Annotated in this window: 20 protein-coding genes; 3 read left to right on the top strand and 17 right to left on the bottom strand. The window is 52.2% G+C overall.

The window, feature by feature from the left end; translation table 11 throughout:
* Both ACKOVI_RS01510 and ACKOVI_RS01505 read right to left on the bottom strand, forming a co-directional pair.
* Positions 1 to 929 (bottom strand): aconitase family protein (locus tag ACKOVI_RS01510; protein ID WP_509602130.1); only part of this gene is annotated, 929 nt, incomplete at its 3' end.
* Positions 930 to 962: 33 nt separating this feature from the next.
* Positions 963 to 2,186, bottom strand: a complete 1,224-nt coding sequence (locus ACKOVI_RS01505; protein ID WP_509602128.1) for a class I SAM-dependent RNA methyltransferase — start codon at positions 2,184 to 2,186, stop codon at positions 963 to 965.
* Positions 2,187 to 2,217: 31 nt separating this feature from the next.
* On the opposite strand from ACKOVI_RS01505, the gene ACKOVI_RS01500 reads away from it, so the two are divergent.
* Entirely contained in the window at positions 2,218 to 2,877 is a 660-nt protein-coding gene (locus ACKOVI_RS01500) for a potassium channel family protein (protein ID WP_509602131.1), read from the top strand.
* Between the two features lie 3 nt (positions 2,878 to 2,880).
* Positions 2,881 to 3,543: a potassium channel family protein gene (locus ACKOVI_RS01495; protein ID WP_509602126.1), complete on the top strand. Its 663-nt coding sequence runs from the start codon at positions 2,881 to 2,883 to the stop codon at positions 3,541 to 3,543.
* Here the strand turns inward: ACKOVI_RS01495 and ACKOVI_RS01490 are convergent.
* The 3 genes from ACKOVI_RS01490 to ACKOVI_RS01480 are packed head-to-tail and all read right to left on the bottom strand — an operon-like array spanning position 3,540 to position 5,178.
* Positions 3,540 to 4,157: a DUF3159 domain-containing protein gene (locus tag ACKOVI_RS01490; RefSeq protein ID WP_509602124.1), complete on the bottom strand. Its 618-nt coding sequence runs from the start codon at positions 4,155 to 4,157 to the stop codon at positions 3,540 to 3,542. The two genes, ACKOVI_RS01495 and ACKOVI_RS01490, sit on opposite strands and share 4 nt — an antisense overlap.
* Entirely contained in the window at positions 4,154 to 4,597 is a 444-nt protein-coding gene (dut, locus tag ACKOVI_RS01485) for a dUTP diphosphatase (RefSeq protein ID WP_509602123.1), read from the bottom strand. The genes ACKOVI_RS01490 and dut overlap by 4 nt, the downstream gene beginning before the upstream one ends.
* Positions 4,594 to 5,178, bottom strand: a complete 585-nt coding sequence (locus ACKOVI_RS01480) for a PaaI family thioesterase (protein ID WP_509602120.1) — start codon at positions 5,176 to 5,178, stop codon at positions 4,594 to 4,596. Before ACKOVI_RS01480 ends, dut begins: the two co-directional genes overlap by 4 nt.
* Positions 5,179 to 5,219: 41 nt before the next feature.
* Here ACKOVI_RS01480 and ACKOVI_RS01475 point away from each other — a divergent pair, with 41 nt between their 5' ends.
* Positions 5,220 to 5,663, top strand: coding sequence for a DUF3093 domain-containing protein (locus ACKOVI_RS01475; RefSeq protein WP_509602119.1), 444 nt, complete (start codon positions 5,220 to 5,222; stop codon positions 5,661 to 5,663).
* On the opposite strand, the gene ACKOVI_RS01470 is transcribed toward ACKOVI_RS01475, so the two are convergent.
* The 12 genes from ACKOVI_RS01470 to smc all read right to left on the bottom strand — a co-directional run bounded on the left by ACKOVI_RS01470 (position 5,660) and on the right by smc (position 19,193).
* Positions 5,660 to 5,956, bottom strand: coding sequence for a DUF4193 domain-containing protein (locus ACKOVI_RS01470; RefSeq protein ID WP_509602117.1), 297 nt, complete (start codon positions 5,954 to 5,956; stop codon positions 5,660 to 5,662). The two genes, ACKOVI_RS01475 and ACKOVI_RS01470, sit on opposite strands and share 4 nt — an antisense overlap.
* A 141-nt stretch (positions 5,957 to 6,097) precedes the next feature.
* A complete protein-coding gene (gene hflX / locus ACKOVI_RS01465; protein ID WP_509602115.1) occupies positions 6,098 to 7,567 on the bottom strand; it encodes a GTPase HflX in 1,470 nt (489 codons plus the stop codon).
* Positions 7,564 to 8,403, bottom strand: coding sequence for a diaminopimelate epimerase (dapF, locus tag ACKOVI_RS01460; protein WP_509602113.1), 840 nt, complete (start codon positions 8,401 to 8,403; stop codon positions 7,564 to 7,566). Before dapF ends, hflX begins: the two co-directional genes overlap by 4 nt.
* Positions 8,404 to 8,407: 4 nt before the next feature.
* Entirely contained in the window at positions 8,408 to 9,313 is a 906-nt protein-coding gene (gene miaA / locus ACKOVI_RS01455) for a tRNA (adenosine(37)-N6)-dimethylallyltransferase MiaA (protein WP_509602111.1), read from the bottom strand.
* A gap of 2 nt (positions 9,314 to 9,315) precedes the next feature.
* Positions 9,316 to 10,740: a tRNA (N6-isopentenyl adenosine(37)-C2)-methylthiotransferase MiaB gene (gene miaB / locus ACKOVI_RS01450; RefSeq protein ID WP_509602109.1), complete on the bottom strand. Its 1,425-nt coding sequence runs from the start codon at positions 10,738 to 10,740 to the stop codon at positions 9,316 to 9,318.
* A gap of 2 nt (positions 10,741 to 10,742) precedes the next feature.
* Positions 10,743 to 11,426: a tRNA (guanosine(37)-N1)-methyltransferase TrmD gene (trmD, locus tag ACKOVI_RS01445; RefSeq protein WP_509602107.1), complete on the bottom strand. Its 684-nt coding sequence runs from the start codon at positions 11,424 to 11,426 to the stop codon at positions 10,743 to 10,745.
* A complete protein-coding gene (gene rimM, locus ACKOVI_RS01440; protein ID WP_509602105.1) occupies positions 11,426 to 11,926 on the bottom strand; it encodes a ribosome maturation factor RimM in 501 nt (166 codons plus the stop codon). Before rimM ends, trmD begins: the two co-directional genes overlap by 1 nt.
* Before the next feature lie 18 nt (positions 11,927 to 11,944).
* On the bottom strand, positions 11,945 to 12,184 hold the full coding sequence (locus tag ACKOVI_RS01435; protein WP_509602104.1) for an RNA-binding protein: 240 nt from the start codon (positions 12,182 to 12,184) through the stop codon (positions 11,945 to 11,947).
* A 2-nt stretch (positions 12,185 to 12,186) separates the two neighbouring features.
* Entirely contained in the window at positions 12,187 to 12,771 is a 585-nt protein-coding gene (gene rpsP, locus ACKOVI_RS01430; RefSeq protein ID WP_509602102.1) for a 30S ribosomal protein S16, read from the bottom strand.
* Positions 12,772 to 12,912: 141 nt separating this feature from the next.
* Entirely contained in the window at positions 12,913 to 14,424 is a 1,512-nt protein-coding gene (gene ffh, locus ACKOVI_RS01425) for a signal recognition particle protein (protein ID WP_509602100.1), read from the bottom strand.
* A complete protein-coding gene (gene ftsY, locus ACKOVI_RS01420) occupies positions 14,424 to 15,677 on the bottom strand; it encodes a signal recognition particle-docking protein FtsY (protein ID WP_509602098.1) in 1,254 nt (417 codons plus the stop codon). The genes ffh and ftsY overlap by 1 nt, the downstream gene beginning before the upstream one ends.
* Entirely contained in the window at positions 15,678 to 19,193 is a 3,516-nt protein-coding gene (gene smc, locus ACKOVI_RS01415; protein ID WP_509602096.1) for a chromosome segregation protein SMC, read from the bottom strand.
* Positions 19,194 to 19,355 lie beyond the last annotated feature (162 nt).

The raw sequence follows: 19,355 nt of genomic DNA, 5'->3' as shown, positions 1-19,355 counted from the left end.
GCACATGTTGATCCGTATTCAGGTGACATGTTTCCGATTGTTGTGCGGTTCGCCATTGGAACAGCTGTAACGCCAGGACCATAGAACTCAACAAACTTGCCGACTACGCCATGTTTGCGAAGCATCTCTGTGATGACAAGTGCCATATCGGTTGCAGTGGTTCCCACGGGAAGTGATCCCTTGAGCTTGAAGCCAACTACACGAGGAATCAACATGGAAACAGGTTGACCGAGAAGCGCAGCCTCTGCATCGATGCCACCGACGCCCCAGCCAAGGACACCAAGTCCATTGACCATCGTTGTATGTGAATCTGTACCGACGACTGTATCTGGGTAAGCGCGAAGAACGCCATTGACGTTACGAGTCATTACGACGCGCGCGAGGTATTCGATATTTACCTGGTGCACGATTCCTGTTCCGGGTGGCACAACCTTGAACTCATCAAATGCGCCTTGGCCCCAACGCAAGAAACGGTAACGCTCGCGGTTGCGCTCATATTCAATATCTGTGTTCTGCTCGAAAGAATCCTTGGTGCCGAAGACATCAGCAATTACTGAGTGGTCGATAACCAGCTCTGCTGGAGCGAGTGGGTTGACCTTTGAAGCATCTCCCCCAAGCTCGACGATTGCCTCGCGCATAGTTGCTAGGTCGACGACGCAAGGGACGCCAGTGAAGTCCTGCATTACAACGCGTGCTGGCGTAAATTGAATTTCAGTATCTGGTTCGACCGATGGATCCCACTGAGCAAGAGCCTTGATGTGTTCTGCGGTGATGTTCGCCCCATCTTCAGTACGAAGTAGGTTTTCGAGGAGCACCTTGAGCGAGAATGGAAGATCGCTTGCGCCCTCTACTTGCGAGATATCGAAGATTTCGAACTCCTTACCTGCAACAGTGAGGTTCTTCTGTGTTCCGAGGGAGTTCTTGCTCATGGTGGCACCTATCTACCTAAAAGTATCTTGACGTCAAGATACCTTAGAAAGGGTGAAGAGCGCAATAGCTTCGATGTGGTGAGTCATCGGAAAGAGATCGAAGGCGCGGATATCTTCTAAGTGATATCCAATTTCGCGAAGATATGTAACATCTCGCGCAAGTGCTGCAGGATCACAAGCGACATAGACAATTGCCCGAGCTCCGATTTTTCCTAACACTTCAATGACGGGCTTACCGGCACCGGTGCGCGGCGGGTCGAGAACAATGACATCTGCTCGCTTGAACTTTCGAATCTCTTGAGCAACATCTCCAGTGTGAACGTGTACGTTACTGGTGCCTGCAAAGTTACGGCGAGCATCTTCGCTTGCGATTGCGCTTCCTTCAACAATATCAACACGACCACCCGGACCAATGATGGGAAGAGCTGCACCGGCAAAGAGTCCGACTCCCCCATAGAGATCAAGTAAATGATCCCCTGTCGTTAATTGAGCGAAATCAAGAACGGCGCTGACAAGGGCCTCAGGTGCGTTGATATTGCTCTGCCAGAATGATGATTGAGAAACACTGTACTCAATCTCATGCACTCGATACTTCAGCGTGGACGGACCTTCAACAACTTTCGGTGTTGCCCGTTGAGCGGTTCTGCTATCTCTTTGTTCCATCACTGAAACCGTGCGATCGCCATCAGTACCGAGAGAGACCTCAATTCGTTTATTTGGCTGAATCTTCTCGAAGGGAAGCGTCTCGATATCAATTTCTGGGATAAGCACTGGGCAGATATTGATGGCTATCACTTCGTTGCTGCGAGATCCTTTAAAACCAACCTCTCCGCGAGAGTTCGATGAGGCTGCATAACGTGTGCGCCAATGGAGAGGCGATGAAACTTCCTCTACTTCAATATCAACTTCCATCTTGGCGATGCGTGCAAACTGCTCTGAGATGACCTCGGACTTTAATTCACGTTGACGCACAATATCGATGTGCTGGAAGTCGCAACCGCCGCATTTACCAGCAACATGGCAAGCAGGAATGGCTCGATGAATACTGGGCTCAATGACCGCTACGACATCAGCACGAGCAAATGATTTTTCTACTCCGGTGATTTCTACCTCTACGACTTCGCCAGGAATTCCGTGGCGAACAAAGATCACAGCGCCTTCATGTCGAGCGATGAAATGACCCCCATGGGCGACCTTCTCAATCTCCACTCGGAATATTTCGCCGATACGGAGAGATTTTCGCGCTGATTCGGTCATGGAGCTAAGAGTAAGGGAGTAAGTTATGCCTATGCACGTAGTCATCATGGGTTGCGGTCGCGTTGGTTCGTTGCTCGCTATCGAGCTCGAAGCTAACGGCCATTCTGTTGCTGTTATCGATCAATCCAAGGAGGCTTTCCGCCGTCTTGGCCCTGATTTCAAGGGGCGCACCATCACTGGTGTTGGATTCGATCGCGATACATTGCTCGAGGCTGGTATCGAAGGTGCAGATGCATTTGCCGCAGTCAGTAATGGTGATAACTCAAATATCCTTGCTGCTCGCGTTGCACGTGAAAGTTACGGTGTCACCAATGTTGTGGCTCGTATCTATGACCCAGGTCGCGCTGAGATTTACCAGCGTTTAGGCATTCCAACAGTTGCCACAGTTATCTGGGCAACTGATCAGATCATGCGGCGTCTTGCTCCTGAAGGTTCACGTTCCGAATGGCGCGATGCCAGCGGAACTGTACAGCTCGCTGAAGTTCATCCACATCTCGATTGGTTTGGTCGCCCAATTACGGATATCGAAAAAGCTGCTGATTTACGCGTTGCTTTCTTGACTCGGCTCGGCGAAGGATTAATTCCTAATGAGAGCACCGTTCTTCAAGATGGCGATTTGATTCACATCATGGTGCGCGATGAAAAACTTGCACAGGTAGAAGCCATTATCGGAAAATCACCGGAGGCATAAAAGATGCGTATTGCTATTGCTGGTGCTGGAAATGTGGGTCGCGCTATAGCTCGCGAACTTCTTGACAATGGCCACCGCGTTCTCTTGATTGATCGCGACCCAAAGGCACTCAAGCTTGAATCAGTCCCTGATGCTGAATGGCTCATGGCAGATGCCTGTGAAATTGCATCCCTAGATAAGGCGAGCCTTAATGATTGCCAGGTTCTCGTGGCGGCCACAGGTGATGACAAGGTCAACCTTGTCGCGTCTCTGTTAGGAAAGACTGAATACGGTGTTCCTCGCGTTGTTGCACGAATCAATCACCCAAAGAATGAGTGGCTCTTCGATCACTCATGGGGAGTTGATGTTGCTGTGTCGACCCCTCGCATTATTGCCGCTCTTGTAGAAGAGGCTGTGAGCGTAGGAGATGTTGTCCGCCTCTTCTCATTCCGAAAAGGCCAAGCAAACCTAGTCGAGCTCACTCTCCCAGATACTTCTACCTGTATCGGTAAGACTGTTGAAGAAGTTGAACTTCCAGATGATGCATCTCTTGCTGCAATCGTGCGCGATGGTCGTGTTGTCACACCAACACCATCCGATGTCTTCGTGGCGGGCGATGAACTTCTCTTCGTTGCTTCAGCGGTTGCTGAAGGGCTTTTGAAGGATTGCTTTATCTCTAAGAACTAGTCTTGATGATGCTTTGTAATAGGAACGTTCTTGAGGATCAACCAGGTTGCATAACCCGTTGCAAGAAATAGTGGGTAACCCATGGCAAGGTTGACCGTTCCTAAGAGATTAACGTTTCCGCTCCTGTAAATGGGGTACTGCACTGCGATACGAGTGAAGAAGAGCCCGACCCATAACCAACCCACTCGAATATAGGCAGCTTTGCGCACTGGATCGTTTCGCCAGAGTAGGTTCTCACCGAGAATTGGCCCGAGCATCAGGCCTAAGATCGGCCAGCCAGCAAGGTTTGCAATCAGATAAACCGTTCCGTAGCCGAGGTTGGTCAATAACTTTGGAACAAAGAGATCGCTCGGGTTTCCTGTGCGATGGGCAAACCAGGCACAGATAAGCGCACCAATAAGACCACTAAAGGCATGCTGAACGGTATCGCGCATTGCCAAGCGAATGATTGTCAGAACAATTGAAACAGCCACTGAGGCATAGAGCGCGTCTTGTAAATCGTGACGGATATTAAAAACAACGAGAAAGATGATGGAAGGAATTCCAGAATCAATCAGACCCTTCTTGCCACCAAATGCAGCTAAAACCTTATCGCGGTCGTCGTCGTTGCTCATGATCGACCTGTCGAGCCAAAGCCACCGTCGCCGCGACCAGAGCCTGGAAGGCTTTTAACTTCGACAAACTCAGCATGCTCCACTTTTTGAAAAACTAACTGTGCGATGCGATCGCCACGTTTAAATGTTACTGATTCAATTGGGTCATGATTGATCATGATGCATTGGAGTTCGCCGCGAAAAGCTGCATCAACCGTGCCTGGCGCATTCACCATTGTGACGCCATGTTTAATGGCAAGACCTGATCGCGGATGTACCAGCGCGACATATCCATCAGGAAGTGCAATTGAAATACCTGTTGGAACAAGAGCGCGCTGACCGGGTTCAAGAGTGATATCGATACGAGAGTAGATATCTGCTCCAGCATCTCCGCCCTTTGCGTAATTGGGAAGTGGTAGATCGGGATCGAGACGAGTAATTAATACCTGAAGCGCGCTCATGGATTGATGTTGAATTCTGGATCGACGAATGAGAGAAGTTCGGGATTAGCTTTAATTGCGGTGATGTACTCGGCAGGAGCGTTCTCCAGGAAGTGCTTCATCGGCACAATGACAAAGAGCGAAGCGGCGCGCACTGCAACAGCACCATCGGCTCCCCCAATGCGACCTTCCGCCTCTGAATACACCTTGCGGCCTTGCTGCCCGACGATGCGAGCAGAGATATAGAGCGTTGTTCCGATAGGAACGGGTGCGAGAAAATCAGTTTCAAGTCGAGCGGTAACGGCAGGAGCGCGAAGCAGCCACATCAACTTTCCCAGTGCTTCATCAAATGCCAATGAGAGCAATCCTCCATGTGCGAGCCCAGGCGCGCCCTGATGATTTTCGGTAACAGTAAATTGAGCAGAGATGGTGAGACCTTCTCCCACGCGAGCTTTGAGGTGCAGTCCAGTTGGATGGAGATCGCCACAACCAAAGCAATGTTTGAAGTGAGAGGGAAGTTCGGATCCAGTCGCCGGTGATGCTGGGTGACGATCAGGGATGATTGAACCTTCCGGAGGCGTTGTACTTGATACTCGGCTCATGGCGTAAGGCTACTTTATAGAAGAGCCACTAACCTAGAGCCGTGAGCTCAACTACGGCATTTAGAGAAGTGATTCGCCCCCCAATCTGGTTAATCGCCTTCATCTATTTCATGCTCTTCTCGCTGGTCATCGCTATCTGGGCCGCATTTGATAACAACGCAGCCATCAATGCCTTCGCGATTTCTATCGTTCTTGGTGCGGTAGCTATTTATAGGATGACTTCAACGATTGAGATTAAAGATGGGGAGCTTCATATTGGCAAGGCTCACATCCCTGTGCAATATCTCAGCGATGTCGAAATAATCGCTCAGAAAGATTTTAGTTTTCAGCGCACGCGAGGCGCAGATCCTGCCGCCTACTTTGCAACAACTTTCTGGGTCTCGGAGGGCGTGAAAGTTAAAGTCACTGATCAAAGAGACCCAACGCCATATTGGTTAATTTCGACAAAGAAAGCCGAGCAACTTGCAGCAGCATTACAGAGTTAAGCGCAATCCTTACAGACTGCCTTAGCGCCTTCACCCTTAGCAAGTTGTGTCATGTGGTGAATTAAGAAGCAACGCGAACAGGTAAATTCATCAACTTGCTTTGGTACAACGCGAACAGCAAGTTGTTCGCCAGAGAGATCAGCGCCAGGAAGTTCGAGGTTTTCTGCGGCTTCTGCCTCATCTACATCGATCTGACCAGATTGAGCATCAGCACGCTTGGCCTTGAGTTCTTCGAGGGATTCCTCGTGTAATTCTTCATCGGTCTTACGGGGTGTGTCGTAGTCAGTAGCCACTTTATGTATCTCCTCTTACCTCTCGAGCATCAGTTTCGATGCGAGCTGTCCCCCGCGTGCGAATAGTTGCCTATATTGTTGAGAATTACCTGTTAGAACCACCGGCGTGTCGTGTTTATTCCCCCACCTCCACCAAGATCTCTAGACGCGAGGTTCAGAGGCCTTCTTAGCGGCTTCCGCTAGTGCGCCATCGGCATATCCGCGGATGTGCGTGCCCTCAGGAAGATGTTCCTCAAGGAGAATCTCTCCGGATTCATGAATCGCATGGACAAGATCGCCACGATCATAAGGAATAACAAGATCAATCTCAACACTGGGGTGCGGGAGCGATTTTTCGATTGCGTGAATTAATCCATCAATGCCAAAACCAGTTTTAGTGGAGAAAGCGTAACTATTCTTCTCTTTCCGAAGCAGCTCCATCACAACTTCTGGCGTCGCAATGTCAACTTTATTAATTGCAATTATCTCAGGGATTGAACCACCACCGATTTCATCGATGACCTGGCGTACAGCACGGATTTGTTCAAATGGATCAGGATGTGAACCATCTACGACATGGACAATCAGATCTGCACCAGAGACTTCTTCTAATGTTGATTTGAATGCATCCACTAATTGATGCGGCAAGTGGCGAACAAAGCCGACTGTATCTGAGAGTGTATAGACGCGACCTTCAGCGGTTTGTGCCTTACGAACAGTTGGATCGAGTGTTGCAAAGAGCGCATTCTCGACCAGCACCCCTGCACCGGTAAGTGCATTGAGAAGTGATGATTTACCAGCATTGGTATATCCGGCAATTGCAACTGAAGGAATATTGTTACGGCGACGTTCCTGTCGCTTGGTATCGCGAGCTATCTTCATCTCACTGATTTCACGACGTAGCTTCGCCATCTTGTCGCGAATACGACGTCGGTCAGTTTCGATCTTGGTCTCACCTGGACCGCGACCACCGATACCGGCTCCACCTGCGGCACGACCACCTACCTGGCGCGAGAGTGAATCTCCCCAACCGCGAAGTCGTGGGAGTAGATACGCTATCTGTGCGAGTTCGACTTGAGCTTTACCTTCGCGGCTCTTGGCATGCTGCGCGAAAATATCGAGAATCAATGCTGTGCGATCAACGACTTTTACCTTCAACTTATCTTCCAGGGTGCGAAGTTGTGATGGTGATAGCTCGCCATCACAGATAACAGTATCTGCACCGCTGGAGCGAACTATCGCTTTCAAATCCTCTAACTTTCCAGCACCGATATAGGTAGATGGATCTGGTTTATCGCGACGCTGAATGAGACCTTCAAGAACTTCTGACCCTGCTGTCTCTGCCAGGGCCTTTAATTCTGCGAGAGAGTTGTCAGCCATCTCGGCGCTGCCCTCTGTCCAAACACCGACTAAGACAACTCGCTCTAATTGAAGCTGGCGATACTCAGCCTCTGAGATATCTTGAAGTTCGGTCGAAAAACTCTTAACACGGCGAAGTGCATGACGATCAGATAAATCCTGCTGGCTCTCAACCTCATCAACTTCATCTGCATCAAAGTCGGCTGCGGCTCGCGCGCTCTCGCGCAAGAGATCATCAAAGAGTTTGTCGTAGCTATCGTCTGATGTGGTCATGAAAGAAATCTGCTGACGTCATAATCATCAAGTAGGACCGCTGGACCTGTAAGTGTTGCATTGGAATGTCCATCGATATCAACGACAAGACGACCTCCAGGTGGATAAATCACCCAACGAGATGGAAGGGACTCCCCTGACTTAATGGTTGCTGCGAGTGCAACGGCGCATGTTCCCGTTCCGCAGGATTGGGTTTCTCCACTGCCACGCTCATGTACGCGCATCTTTGCTTCGTGGTTGGGAAGCAGCTCAACGAATTCAACGTTCACGCCTTCCGGATACGAAGAAGCAGGATCTACAACAGGCGCCACTTCTAGAGAACCCAATGACGCCAAATCAGCGGTAAAGACAACTGCATGTGGGTTGCCTACATTGATATTAAATCCTTGATAAGTGCGGCCATTTGCGATAGCTGAGACTTCTTCACTCTCGTCAAAAACTTTGCCCATATTGACCGAGATATCGTCATCCGCGGGAACCCGGAGGTGTTTAATTCCGGCACGAGTATCGATGGCAAAGATTCCTTCACGTTGATGGCCTTTAGCGACAAGATAACGTGCCATGACCCGAATTCCGTTGCCACACATTTCCGCGATAGAACCATCGGCATTGCGATAATCCATAAACCACTTGCCATCGTCGCCCTTGATGATGCGAATCATGCCATCTGCGCCAATTGCTGTGGCGCTTGAGGAAGTGGCGCCAATACCTGAAGAGCGATTACACATTGCAGTTACCTGGGAGGCTGAAATATTTAATTCGTTATCGGGGTCAAAGAGGATGACGAAGTCATTATGAGTTCCGTGGCCATAAGTGGCGATTACTGGGCTTTGCATATGGCTAGAAGTTTAGTCTTTCATCGATAAAAGCAAGACGTGGAACGCCTTCGCCAATCCATTGAATTCGCTGATCTCGCTTAAACCAGGTCTCTTGGCGACGGACATATTGACGAGTGGCCACGATTGTTTCTTCAATCGCTTGCTCCTCGGAAATATCACCATTGACCATCGAGATGACCTGGGCATATCCAATTGCACGTTGAGCTGTAGCTCCCTCGAGCAAGCCTTGCGCAATCAGAGTTTTTACCTCGTCAACGAGCCCTTGGTCGAACATGTGATGGACTCGAGCTTCAATCCGAGGGGCTAGCGTAGAACGCTCCATCGATAAACCGATATGAAACGCATCGGGATAGCGAAGACTTGTGTCACTTGGCAAGTTTGCTGAATATGTCTGACCGGTTACTTCAATAACCTCAAGAGCACGAATGATGCGACGAGTATTGGCAGGCTCGATTGCGTCGGCTGCCTGTGGGTCGAGCACTCGAAGCCGCGAATAAAGTTGGGCGGTACCAAGAAGTTCTGCCTCATCCTCCAACTTCTTACGAAGAGCCGGGTCTGTCTCAGGAAAGTTCATCTCATCGATGATGGCTTTGATATACAAGCCGGTTCCGCCAACAATGACTGCAACCTTACCGTCTGCTCGAATTTGATCTACTGCAGCACGAGCTAGCCTTTGATAGGAAGCGACAGATGCATCTTGGCTGACATTGAGGATATCCAAAAGATGATGTGGAATTCCTTGACGTTCGGCAAGAGTTAATTTAGCTGTACCGATATCCATGCCTTTATAGAGTTGCATGGAATCAGCGTTAATGATTTCGCCGTTATATTTGTGAGCAACTTCAAGGGCGAGGTCGCTCTTTCCCGTAGCAGTAGGACCGCAGATAATGATGACTGGCGCTGTCATAGCTATTTTTTAACCGTTGGAATTCCAAGCATTGTGGGTGCAGGTCCGCTGTCTTCGCGAGTGCTTGCCTCAAATGCATCACCGCCACGGGTGCGGATTACTGACTTCGGTCTACCTATCAGATAGTGAGCAGAGGCTTCTGTAATTTCCACATCAACAAAGTCTCCCGGGCGTACTCTTTCGATTGGTTCGAAGTGAACGAGGCGGAAATCCTCAGAGCGACCCGTAATTCGACCACGATCTCCATCGCGACGACCTTCAATCTCATTGACCATAACACGATGCGTAGTCCCGATAGCTCGCTGATTCATCGCAAGTGAAATCTTCTGCAAGTGTTCGTGCAGGCGTGTATAGCGTTCTCCGACAACGGCTTCATCAACCTGGTTTGGCATTACCCCTGCTGGAGTGCCAGGGCGAATTGAATACTTGTATGTATATGCAGCTGCAAACTCCGCTTTTGTTGCGAGATCCATGGTTGCTTGGAAATCTTCCTCAGTCTCACCAGGGAAGCCGACAATGATGTCTGTCGTAATCATGGCATGCGGCAATGCCGTACGGACTCGATCGAGGATTCCAAGATATTTCTCACTGCGGTAGGAGCGTCGCATCGCCTGCAATATTGAGTCTGAACCTGACTGAAGAGGCATATGAAGATGCGGCATGATGTTGGGGGTCTCGACCATAGCTTCGATAACATCATCAGTGAAGTCACGAGGGTGTGGCGACATAAAGCGAATCCGCTCTAGGCCATCAATGGCGCCGACGTCGCGTAGTAGCTTTGCAAATGCGCCTTTCTTGCCCGCTTCAACACCATAGGCGTTGACGTTCTGACCTAACAAAGTAACTTCAATAACACCTTGTTCAACAAGTGCTCTGACTTCTGCAATGACAGCTTCAGGTTCGCGGTCTTTCTCAGGACCACGAAGCGCTGGGACGATGCAGAAGGTGCAGGTGTTGTTGCAGCCGACCGAAATTGAGACCCATGATGTAAAGGATGAAAAACGTCGCGCAGGAAGAGTTGAAGGAAAGTGTTCGAGCGCTTCGAGAATCTCGATTTGTGACTCTTCCTCGATACGAGCACGCTCAAGCAGAACTGGCAGTGAGCCCACATTATGGGTACCGAAGACAACATCCACATATGGCGCTTTTTTGAGAATTATTGATTGATCCTTCTGCGCCAAGCATCCACCCACTGCAATCTGCATCGATGGATTAGCTTTCTTGATGGGCGCCAAGAAACTTAAGTTTCCATAGAGCTTGTTATCTGCATTTTCGCGGACTGCACAGGTATTGAAGACGACTATATCTGCTTGTTCGCCATCTGCCACAGGCACGTGGCCTGCTGCATCGAGTAAACCAGCAATACGTTCGGAGTCATGGACATTCATCTGACAGCCGTAAGTCTCAACGAGGTATGTGCGCGCCATCGCTAGCGATTCTTCTTGGCGCGCTCTTGGGCTTGCTCTGCTCGCCACTTGGCGATTGCTGCGTGATTTCCGCTCAACAAGATTTCAGGAACCTCGATTCCGCGCCACTGTGCAGGCTTAGTGAAGTTGGGGTATTCGAGATATCCCTCTTCATTATGTGACTCTTCAGCGAGTGAATCAGGATTGCCGAGTACACCCGGAATCAGTCGAGTAATTGCTTCAATCATCACCATCGATGCCACCTCTCCCCCACCTAAAACATAGTCACCGATGGAATACTCATGAACGCGAATGTTGCGAGCTGCAAATTCTGGCTGTGAGTAATACTGGCGAATACGATCGTCAATACCTTCATAGCGACCACATGCAAAAATCAAGTGTGAGTGCGATGAAAACTCTTGTGCGACAGGCTGAGTAAATTGTTTTCCAGCAGGTGTAAGAATGATCAAATCAGTTTCATCGACCATCAATGGATCGAGAGCTTTGCCCCAGACTTCTGGCGACATCACCATTCCTGCACCACCACCATAAGGAGTGTCATCAACTGAACCATGCACACCTACGGCATGATCGCGGAGATTGTGTACTTGAATATCAACAAGACCTACGCTCTGCGCCTTGCCCAGCAATGAGAGATTAAGAGGCGAAAGGTATTCAGGAAATATCGAAATGACATCAATCTTCATCAGATGGCACCTGAAATTTCTGGAGGGATAACTGTCATGCGCTTATTGCGGACATCCACAGTTGGAACCAATTGATGCACAAAAGGAATCATGACTTCGCCTGTTCCTGTCTTGATTGCAAGAACGTCTTGACCTGGAAGGTTGAGCACCTCCGTAACAGTGCCGAATTCAGTGCCATCTTCCAGAAATGCCGCGCAGCCGATGAGTTGAAGGACGTGATAATCATCTTCATCATAACCAGGTGCATCGATATCGACGTCGGCATAGAGAAGCTCATTTCGGAGCTCCTCCACCTGATTGCGGTTTTCAATTCCTTCAAAGCCCAATAGCAGGATTCCGTTGTGTACACGAGCAGAAGCCACGGTGAGAACACCGTGGCTATCTGTCTCTAAACGTGCACCGAGTGCGAAACGATCTTCCGCTTCATCTGTTCGCACTTCGATTGTTGCCTCACCGAGAATTCCGTGGGCTTTACCGATACGTCCTACATTGAGGCGCATGAGAACCTTCTAGTTAAATTAGCGAAGTTCGTCAGTATCAATAAGGTCAACGCGAACTGAGCGACCAGCGAGCGCGCTTACGACTGTGCGAAGCGCCTTTGCTGTACGACCGTTACGACCGATGACCTTACCGATATCTTCAGGATTGACGCGGACTTCGAGAGTTGCCCCACGACGACCGTTCTTCTCCTTGACGTTGACATCGTCAGGGTTATCTACGATTCCCTTAACGAGGTGCTCGAGAGCTTCGTCAATCATAATTATTCTGCTGGAGTTTCAGCTGGGGTTTCAACCGCAGCTTCTGTCTCTACAACTTCAGCATTGTCAGTTGCGACAGCGCCTGCCACGGCATTATCCGTTGCTGGCTCGGACACTGCAGGTGTTTCTTCAGCAACAGCTTCGACGACTGGAGCTTCAACAACTTCTGGAGCCGGTGCTGACTTCGCAGCCAACTTCTCCTGTGCCTTCTTCTTCAGAGTTGTTGCGCCTTCTGCAGGCTCTGATGCTGCTGCCTTAACAGCTGCTTCGTATGCAATGCTCTTAGCTGGCTTTGGTGCTGCAACCTTGAGCGTTCCCTCTGCTCCTGGAAGACCCTTGAACTTCTGCCAATCTCCAGTCACCTTAAAGAGTGCTGCAACTGCTTCAGTTGGCTGTGCGCCAACGCCAAGCCAGTACTGAGCGCGCTCTGAGTTAACTTCAATGATTGAAGGGTGCTCGGTCGGAACGTAACGACCGATTTCTTCGATTACACGACCGTCGCGGTGAGTACGTGAGTCAGCTACGACGATGCGGTAGTGCGGTGCACGGATCTTTCCGTGACGCGCGAGGCGGATTTTTACAGCCACAATGCTCCTGTTATTTGTATTGGGGCGAACAATCAACCGTGAGCGTGGGGGCACACTCGGTATTCAAGCTCTATGGGTTATCAGAATCGCTTGGTTAGAGGGTCAAGCGCAGACAACCTGTCTATTGTGCCAGAAAGCAGGCTAAATGCCAAAGGCCGAGCCGCCACCATTTTGTGTCGGGTTGGTTCCTGCGGCGCGAGCGGCATCCTCGGCGGCTCTTTTTGCAGGGTTTCCAGACTTCGAGCCCTTCTTGCCCTTGTCTTTCTTCTTGTTTTTGCCAGCGGCAGAACCGCCGCCCATGCCCATTCCGGCCATGCCCGGCATACCCTGCATGCCTGGCATCTGCGGCATCCCGCCCTTGGCCATGGTTTTCATCATCTTGGCGGCCTGCTCAAATCGGGTCACCAGCGAGTTCACGTCGGTCACGGTCATGCCCGAACCCTTGGCGATGCGCAGGCGGCGCGAGCCATTGAGCAACTTCGGCTGGCGGCGCTCGGCTGGGGTCATCGAGCGAATGATCGCCTCGGTGCGGTCAATTTCTTTTTCGTCAAAGTTTTCGAGTTGCGAACGCATCTGCTGCGCACCCGGCATCATCGCGAGCAGACCCTTCATCGAGCCCATCTTGCGAAGTTGTTGCATCTGCTCAAGAAAGTCTTCGAGCGTGAAGGTCTCGTTAGCAATTTTGTCTGCGAGCTTCTTAGCCTCGGCCTCGTCGAAGGTCGCCTGAGTCTTTTCAATAAGAGTTAGAACGTCACCCATGTCGAGAATGCGCGATGCCATGCGATCTGGGTAGAACGGCTCGAAAGCATCAAGGCCTTCACCAGTCGAACTGAAGATGATTGGCTTTCCAGTAACCGAGGCAACCGAAAGTGCGGCACCACCGCGGGCATCGCCATCAAGTTTGGTGAGCACAACACCGGTGATGCCAACGCCGTCTTCGAATGCCTTTGCGACGTTGACGGCATCCTGGCCAATCATCGAGTCGATTACGAACAGCACTTCGTCAGGCTCAACGGCCTTGCGAATGTCGCTCGCCTGCTTCATCAACTCTTCGTCAATGCCTAGACGACCGGCGGTGTCGACAATCACAACCGAGTAATTGTTTTTCTCGGCGTGCTTGATCGACTCTTTAGAGACCTTGACCGGGTCGCCAACTCCGTTGCCTGGTTGCGGTGCGAATACGTCAATTCCTGCGCGCTCCCCAACCACCTGCAGCTGGTTGACAGCATTCGGGCGCTGCAAGTCGGCAGCAACCAAAAGCACATTCTGCCCTTGGTCTTTCAACCACTTCGAGAGCTTGCCAGCGAGTGTGGTCTTACCGCTGCCCTGCAGACCGGCGAGCATGATGACGGTAGGCGCCTTGGCCGCGAAGTTCAGCTTGCGCTGCTGCCCACCTAGAATGCGAACCAGCTCGTCGTTGACGATTTGAACCACCTGCTGAGCAGGGTTTAGGGCCTTCGAAACCTCGTCGCCAAGGGCACGGTCGCGAATGGCGTTTACAAAATCTTTGACTACATCGAGCGCTACGTCTGCCTCGAGTAGCGCCTTACGAATCTCGCGAAGGGTGAGATCGATGTCGGCAGCGGTCAGTTTGCCCTTGGTGCGCAGATTGCGGAAGGTCTCTGTAAGACGCTGCGAGAGATTACCGAACATTAGCCAACCAATCCCTTTGCAAACTCTTGTGCGTCGAAGAACGCGAAGTCCTTGATACCTTCGCCCACTCCTACCAATTTAACTGGGATGCCCAGCTCTTTTTGAATCGCAAACACAATGCCACCCTTGGCAGTGCCATCAAGTTTGGTGAGCACGATGCCAGTTACGTTGGCGACCTCGGCGAAAGCCTTTGCTTGAGCCAAACCGTTCTGACCTGTGGTTGCGTCGATAACCAAAAGGGTCTCGCTGATCTGTGCGTTTTTTTCAACAACTCGCTTGATCTTGTCGAGCTCGGCCATCAAGTCTTTTTTATTTTGCAAGCGACCTGCTGTGTCTATGATGGCGATGTCAGCATCGTCGCGCAAGGCAAGTTCGACGGTTTCGAAAGCAACACTTGCAGGGTCTTGACCCTCAGCCTTCGGGCGAATCAACTTTGCATTTGCGCGCTCTGCCCAAGTTGCGATTTGCTCAACGGCCGCAGCACGGAATGTGTCGGCAGCGCCAATCACAACTCGCCATTGGCCTTCGTTCAACCAATTCGCAAGCTTGCCGATCGTTGTGGTCTTGCCAACACCATTCACGCCAACTACCAAAATCACGTAAGGCAGTTTTCCGTCTTGCAAGTTCAGAGCCGAGTCGCTTCGCGAAAGTTGCTCGGTGATCAAATCAACCAGGATGCCCTTGAGCTCACCATCGGTTTTCGCACCCGACTTCTTTGCGCGCTGCTTAACGCCTTCAACGATCGCCTCTGCGGCCTCAAGGCCAAAGTCAGCCTGGATCAAAGTGTCTTCAAGGTCATCGAGGTTGTCGATGTCGAACTTGATGCGAGTGAAAAGCGACTTCAGGTTCTTACCGAAACTGCGCTTTGGCAATTCGACAGCCTCGAGCTCAACCTCGGCCACAGGAGCAACCAGCTCAGGAATGACCTCAACAACAGGCTCTGGCTCTGGCTCTGGCTCTGGGGCAACCTCCAAAACTGGTTCTGGTTCAGGAGTCGGCTCAGGTTCAGGCTTTACTTCTTCTTTGACCTTTGGCTTCGACTTAAACAGGCGCGAGGCCTTTGCCTTCGGCGCTGCCAGAGCGGAGTCTTTGGCCTCAACTTGCGAGGTCTCCTCATGCGGCTTTAGGTTGACATCCTTTAAGTCGACCGGAGGCGCAGAGGGGGCCTCAACATCGCGAGAGTCACCGACTCCCTCGGCAGCCCCACCCTCAGGCTCATCCTTGCGCTTTTTACGCCAGAACAGCAGCCCCATTTAGGCCGTTTCGCCAAGGCGCTGACCAACGATGCGCGAAATACCGTCGTTCAACATGGTCACGCCGTAAACCACATCGGCGATTTCCATGGTGCGCTTTTGGTGAGTAACCAAGATCAACTGAGAGTTCTTGCGGAGGTCTTGGAAGATGTGCAGCAAACGAGTTAGGTTCACGTCGTCGAGGGCTGCCTCAACTTCATCCATGATGTAGAACGGCGAAGGTCGCGACTTAAAGATTGCGGTTAGGAACGCGATCGCACCGAGTGACTGCTCGCCACCCGAGAGCAAGCTCATTGGCATCCACTGCTTGCCGGCTGGCTTCACGCGAACGTCGATACCGGTTGCGAGCAGGTTGTCTGGTTCGGTCAAAGTCATCGAACCGGCACCACCAGGGAACAAAATCGGCAGGATGCTCTCGAACTCGCGCTTGGTGTCGTCGAACGCGCTCTTAAAGATGGTCTGCATCTTTTCGTCGAGATCCTTGATAATCTGCTGCAAGTCGGCGCGGGTCTTGACGATGTCGTCGAGCTGAGTCGCGAGGTTCTTGTGGCGCTCTTCGAGAGCGGCGAATTCTTCTAGCGCAAGCGGGTTGACCTTGCCTAGACGGTCTAGCAGGCGCTCGTTTTCGCGCAAACGTTTCTGCTGCTCTTCGCGCAAGAAAGGCTTTGGCTCGTCAGGGTTCTCAGGGTCTTCAATCAACACCTGTGGGCCGTACTCGGCCAATAGGGTTGGTTCGTCTAAGCCAAGTTCGTCAGATGACTTCATCACGAGATTTGCAAGGTTGATGCGCTTCTCGTGGGTCTTGAGCTCGAGGTCATGCACGCCCTGGGTCAGACCGCTCAGCTTCATCTGCAGATCTGCGGTTTCGCCACGAAGTCGAACCAATTCGCCGTTCTGGTTGTTGCGCTCGTGGTCGATCTCGTGAAGCTTGGCCTTGGCTGCGCCAGCTCCGTCTGCCACGGCATCCATCAGCATTGGCAATGCCTCGAGCACCTTGCGGGCAGAGTCGAGCTGTGCCTGCTGGGCAGCGGCCGCGGCTTGGGCCCGTTCGATGGCCTCTTGCGCCTCGGCCACCTGGGCGCGAAGGGTTCGGGCACGCTCTTTCTCAACACGAAGGCGCTCTGCAGCCGAACCAAGTTCGATGCGAATCTGAGTCTCGTTGCTGCGCTCTTGCTCAACGTTGTCGGCAAGTCGCTGACGGTCTTCGTATGAAACCACTGGGCGAGACTGAGCCGCAAACTGATCGTGGATCGAGATTGCGTGCTGCAAAGTTTGCTCGGCCGAGTCGATCGCACTGCGCGCCTGCTCTACGTTTGCGCTCAAACGCGAAAGTTCTGCGTCGATAGCCTCAACGGCAACTCGAGCGCGACCAACTGCATCGGCGTTCTTCGCCAACTCTGAGTCGTGCTGCTTGAGTGCTGCGAGTGCCTGCTTCTCGGTTTGCTTCGCCGCGTCTTCGGTGGCGCGAGCCTGAGTAAGTTCGCCACGCAAAGTCTCGAGTTTCGAGTTGACCTGCGAAATGCGAGTTGCCGCCGCATCGCGTTCGGCAACGAGCTGAACCTTCGAAGGTTTACTCTGTGAACCGCCGCGCAAAATCGATTCGGTAAGCACGTCGCCATCCTTGGTGATGACAGTCAGTTTGGTGACCGACTTGTCGCGACGGTAAAGCTCTTGCGCAGCAGCGAGGTCATCGACGATCACTACGTCGCGAAGAAGTGCAATCACACCAGCAGGCGCTTCAACCACGGATGCCGCAGCGCGCGCGCCAGAAATTTGCTCGGCAGAGTTGTGCGCTGCCATCGTGTCGACATCGGCGACGATCAGTTCAACGCGACCACCGTCGTTGCGCTTCAAATGTTCGAGCGCGGCAAGACCTTCATCGCGGGTGTCTGCAACGAGCGCATCGGCAAGCGGCCCAAGCGCCGCGCCAACTGCAACCTCGTAACCTGTTTCGATCTTCATGTGGTTTGCAACCAGACCGCGAATACCGCGAAGGCCGGCAGAGGTCAGCTCGCTCGCACCATCTTTTTGCGCGAGGGTCAGATCAAGTGCCGAACGCTTCGCTTCTAGCGAGTCACGTTCACGCTCAGCGGCGTGCACCTCATCGCGAATTCGCTCGATCTGTGCCAGCGAGTCGGCCACTGCGCGGGTCGCCGCGTCGTGGCGCTGCTGCAGCGAGTTATCGCCGTGCGACTGCTGTGACTGCAAAGTTGAGTCGAGAGTTTCGAGGTCGGTCTGCGCCGAGTTGCGGCGGTCGCGAGCCTCGCCGAGTGCGGCTTCGTGGCGCACAAGTTCGCTTCGCAAGCCAGCAACCTTCGACTCGGCCATGCTGACCTCGCCAGAAAGCCGAGCCTTCTCGAGATCGAATGCCGAGAGCAACTGGTTCTGCTCTGCGATTTGCGAGTCGTATGCCTCGAGCTGATCGCGTGCAACCGAGCGCTTAGCCTCTGCTTCGCGCAACTGCCCCTCGAGCGCGGTTGCGGCTTCGGCCAAAGTGATTAGTGCAGCCTCGGCAGCAGTTGCCTCGGCGTCGATGGCGGCCGGGTCGACGGTTGCGCCGTTGGCTTCTGCGCGCGAACCGAGCAGTGCAACACGCTGGTTGGCCAAAGTTAGCAGTGCGCGCAACCGATCAGCGAGCGAGTCGAACGAGAACGAAACGTTGCGCGCTGCGTCGTACTCGGTTGAAATCAGTGCGGCTTCTAGTTCGCGAATTCGCGCGGTGTTTGAATCGACAAGCTGCTTGAGAATATTCTGCTCAGCTTTTGATTCGTTCTCGCTCTTAGAGCTAGTTTCTAGCGACCCAATAAGTTCAGCGATGTCGGCAGCAAGAAGACGAGCCTTCGAATCGCGCACGTTGATCGCGATGGTCTGTGCTTCACGAGCAACAGCAGCCTGAGCGCCCAGTGGCTTCAACTGGCGACGAACTTCGCCGGCCAAGTCATTCAGGCGAGTGAAGTTCGCTTGCATCGACTCGAGTTTGCGCTCGGTCTTCTCTTTGCGGCGTCGGTGCTTCAAAATACCGGCGGCTTCTTCAATAAAGCCACGACGTTCGATTGGTGAAGCCTGGAAAATATCTTTCAGCTTGCCCTGAGGCACAATCACGTGCATCTCGCGGCCAAGACCAGAGTCGCTGAGTAGTTCTTGAACATCTAGAAGACGAACGACGTCGCCGTTGATCGCGTACTCGCTCTGACCGTTTCTGAAGAGGGTTCGAGAAATTGTGACTTCGCTGTAGTCGATGGGTAGCGCGCCATCGGCGTTATCGATGGTCAGCTCGACCTCGGCGCGGCCCAAAGGCCCCTTGGTCGCCGAGCCCTTGAAGATGACGTCTTCCATCTTGTCGCCACGAAGCGACTTGGCGCCCTGCTCACCCATTACCCAGGCGATGGCGTCGAAAACGTTTGACTTGCCGTGGCCGTTTTTACCGATAACGGCAGTAACGCCAGGCTCGAAGTGGAAGGTGCTCGGCTGTGCGAACGACTTGAATCCCTTGAGGGTGAGGCTCTTCAGATACAAGCGCTACACCCCTTTGGTTTTATTGCGGCGGCAGAGTGCTCGCCTAACCAGTCAAAATTACCCTAGTTTTGGGGGTCAGAATGCCACTTAGCCGACCCACGGATGCTCGCAACTAGGCGTTTTTGCGCAACTTTTGGCAATTCGGGCAGAAGTGCGAACCGC

The sequence above is a fragment of the Candidatus Planktophila sp. genome (assembly GCF_046070465.1).
Lineage (GTDB): Bacteria > Actinomycetota > Actinomycetes > Nanopelagicales > Nanopelagicaceae > Planktophila.
Note: the sequence above shows the minus strand (reverse complement) of the source record. Positions and strands in the feature narration are given on the sequence as shown.

What these genes read in the sequence shown, in the direction of transcription:
- ACKOVI_RS01505 (WP_509602128.1), bottom strand. Translation starts at nt 2,186, where the DNA reads ATGACCGAATCAGCGCGAAAATCTCTCCGTATCGGCGAAATATTCCGA.
- ACKOVI_RS01500 (WP_509602131.1), top strand. Translation starts at nt 2,218, where the DNA reads ATGCACGTAGTCATCATGGGTTGCGGTCGCGTTGGTTCGTTGCTCGCT.
- ACKOVI_RS01495 (WP_509602126.1), top strand. Translation starts at nt 2,881, where the DNA reads ATGCGTATTGCTATTGCTGGTGCTGGAAATGTGGGTCGCGCTATAGCT.
- ACKOVI_RS01490 (WP_509602124.1), bottom strand. Translation starts at nt 4,157, where the DNA reads ATGAGCAACGACGACGACCGCGATAAGGTTTTAGCTGCATTTGGTGGC.
- dut (WP_509602123.1), bottom strand. Translation starts at nt 4,597, where the DNA reads ATGAGCGCGCTTCAGGTATTAATTACTCGTCTCGATCCCGATCTACCA.
- ACKOVI_RS01480 (WP_509602120.1), bottom strand. Translation starts at nt 5,178, where the DNA reads ATGAGCCGAGTATCAAGTACAACGCCTCCGGAAGGTTCAATCATCCCT.
- hflX (WP_509602115.1), bottom strand. Translation starts at nt 7,567, where the DNA reads ATGACCACATCAGACGATAGCTACGACAAACTCTTTGATGATCTCTTG.
- dapF (WP_509602113.1), bottom strand. Translation starts at nt 8,403, where the DNA reads ATGCAAAGCCCAGTAATCGCCACTTATGGCCACGGAACTCATAATGAC.
- miaA (WP_509602111.1), bottom strand. Translation starts at nt 9,313, where the DNA reads ATGACAGCGCCAGTCATCATTATCTGCGGTCCTACTGCTACGGGAAAG.
- miaB (WP_509602109.1), bottom strand. Translation starts at nt 10,740, where the DNA reads ATGGCGCGCACATACCTCGTTGAGACTTACGGCTGTCAGATGAATGTC.
- trmD (WP_509602107.1), bottom strand. Translation starts at nt 11,426, where the DNA reads ATGAAGATTGATGTCATTTCGATATTTCCTGAATACCTTTCGCCTCTT.
- rimM (WP_509602105.1), bottom strand. Translation starts at nt 11,926, where the DNA reads ATGCGCCTCAATGTAGGACGTATCGGTAAAGCCCACGGAATTCTCGGT.
- ACKOVI_RS01435 (WP_509602104.1), bottom strand. Translation starts at nt 12,184, where the DNA reads ATGATTGACGAAGCTCTCGAGCACCTCGTTAAGGGAATCGTAGATAAC.
- ffh (WP_509602100.1), bottom strand. Translation starts at nt 14,424, where the DNA reads ATGTTCGGTAATCTCTCGCAGCGTCTTACAGAGACCTTCCGCAATCTG.
- ftsY (WP_509602098.1), bottom strand. Translation starts at nt 15,677, where the DNA reads ATGGGGCTGCTGTTCTGGCGTAAAAAGCGCAAGGATGAGCCTGAGGGT.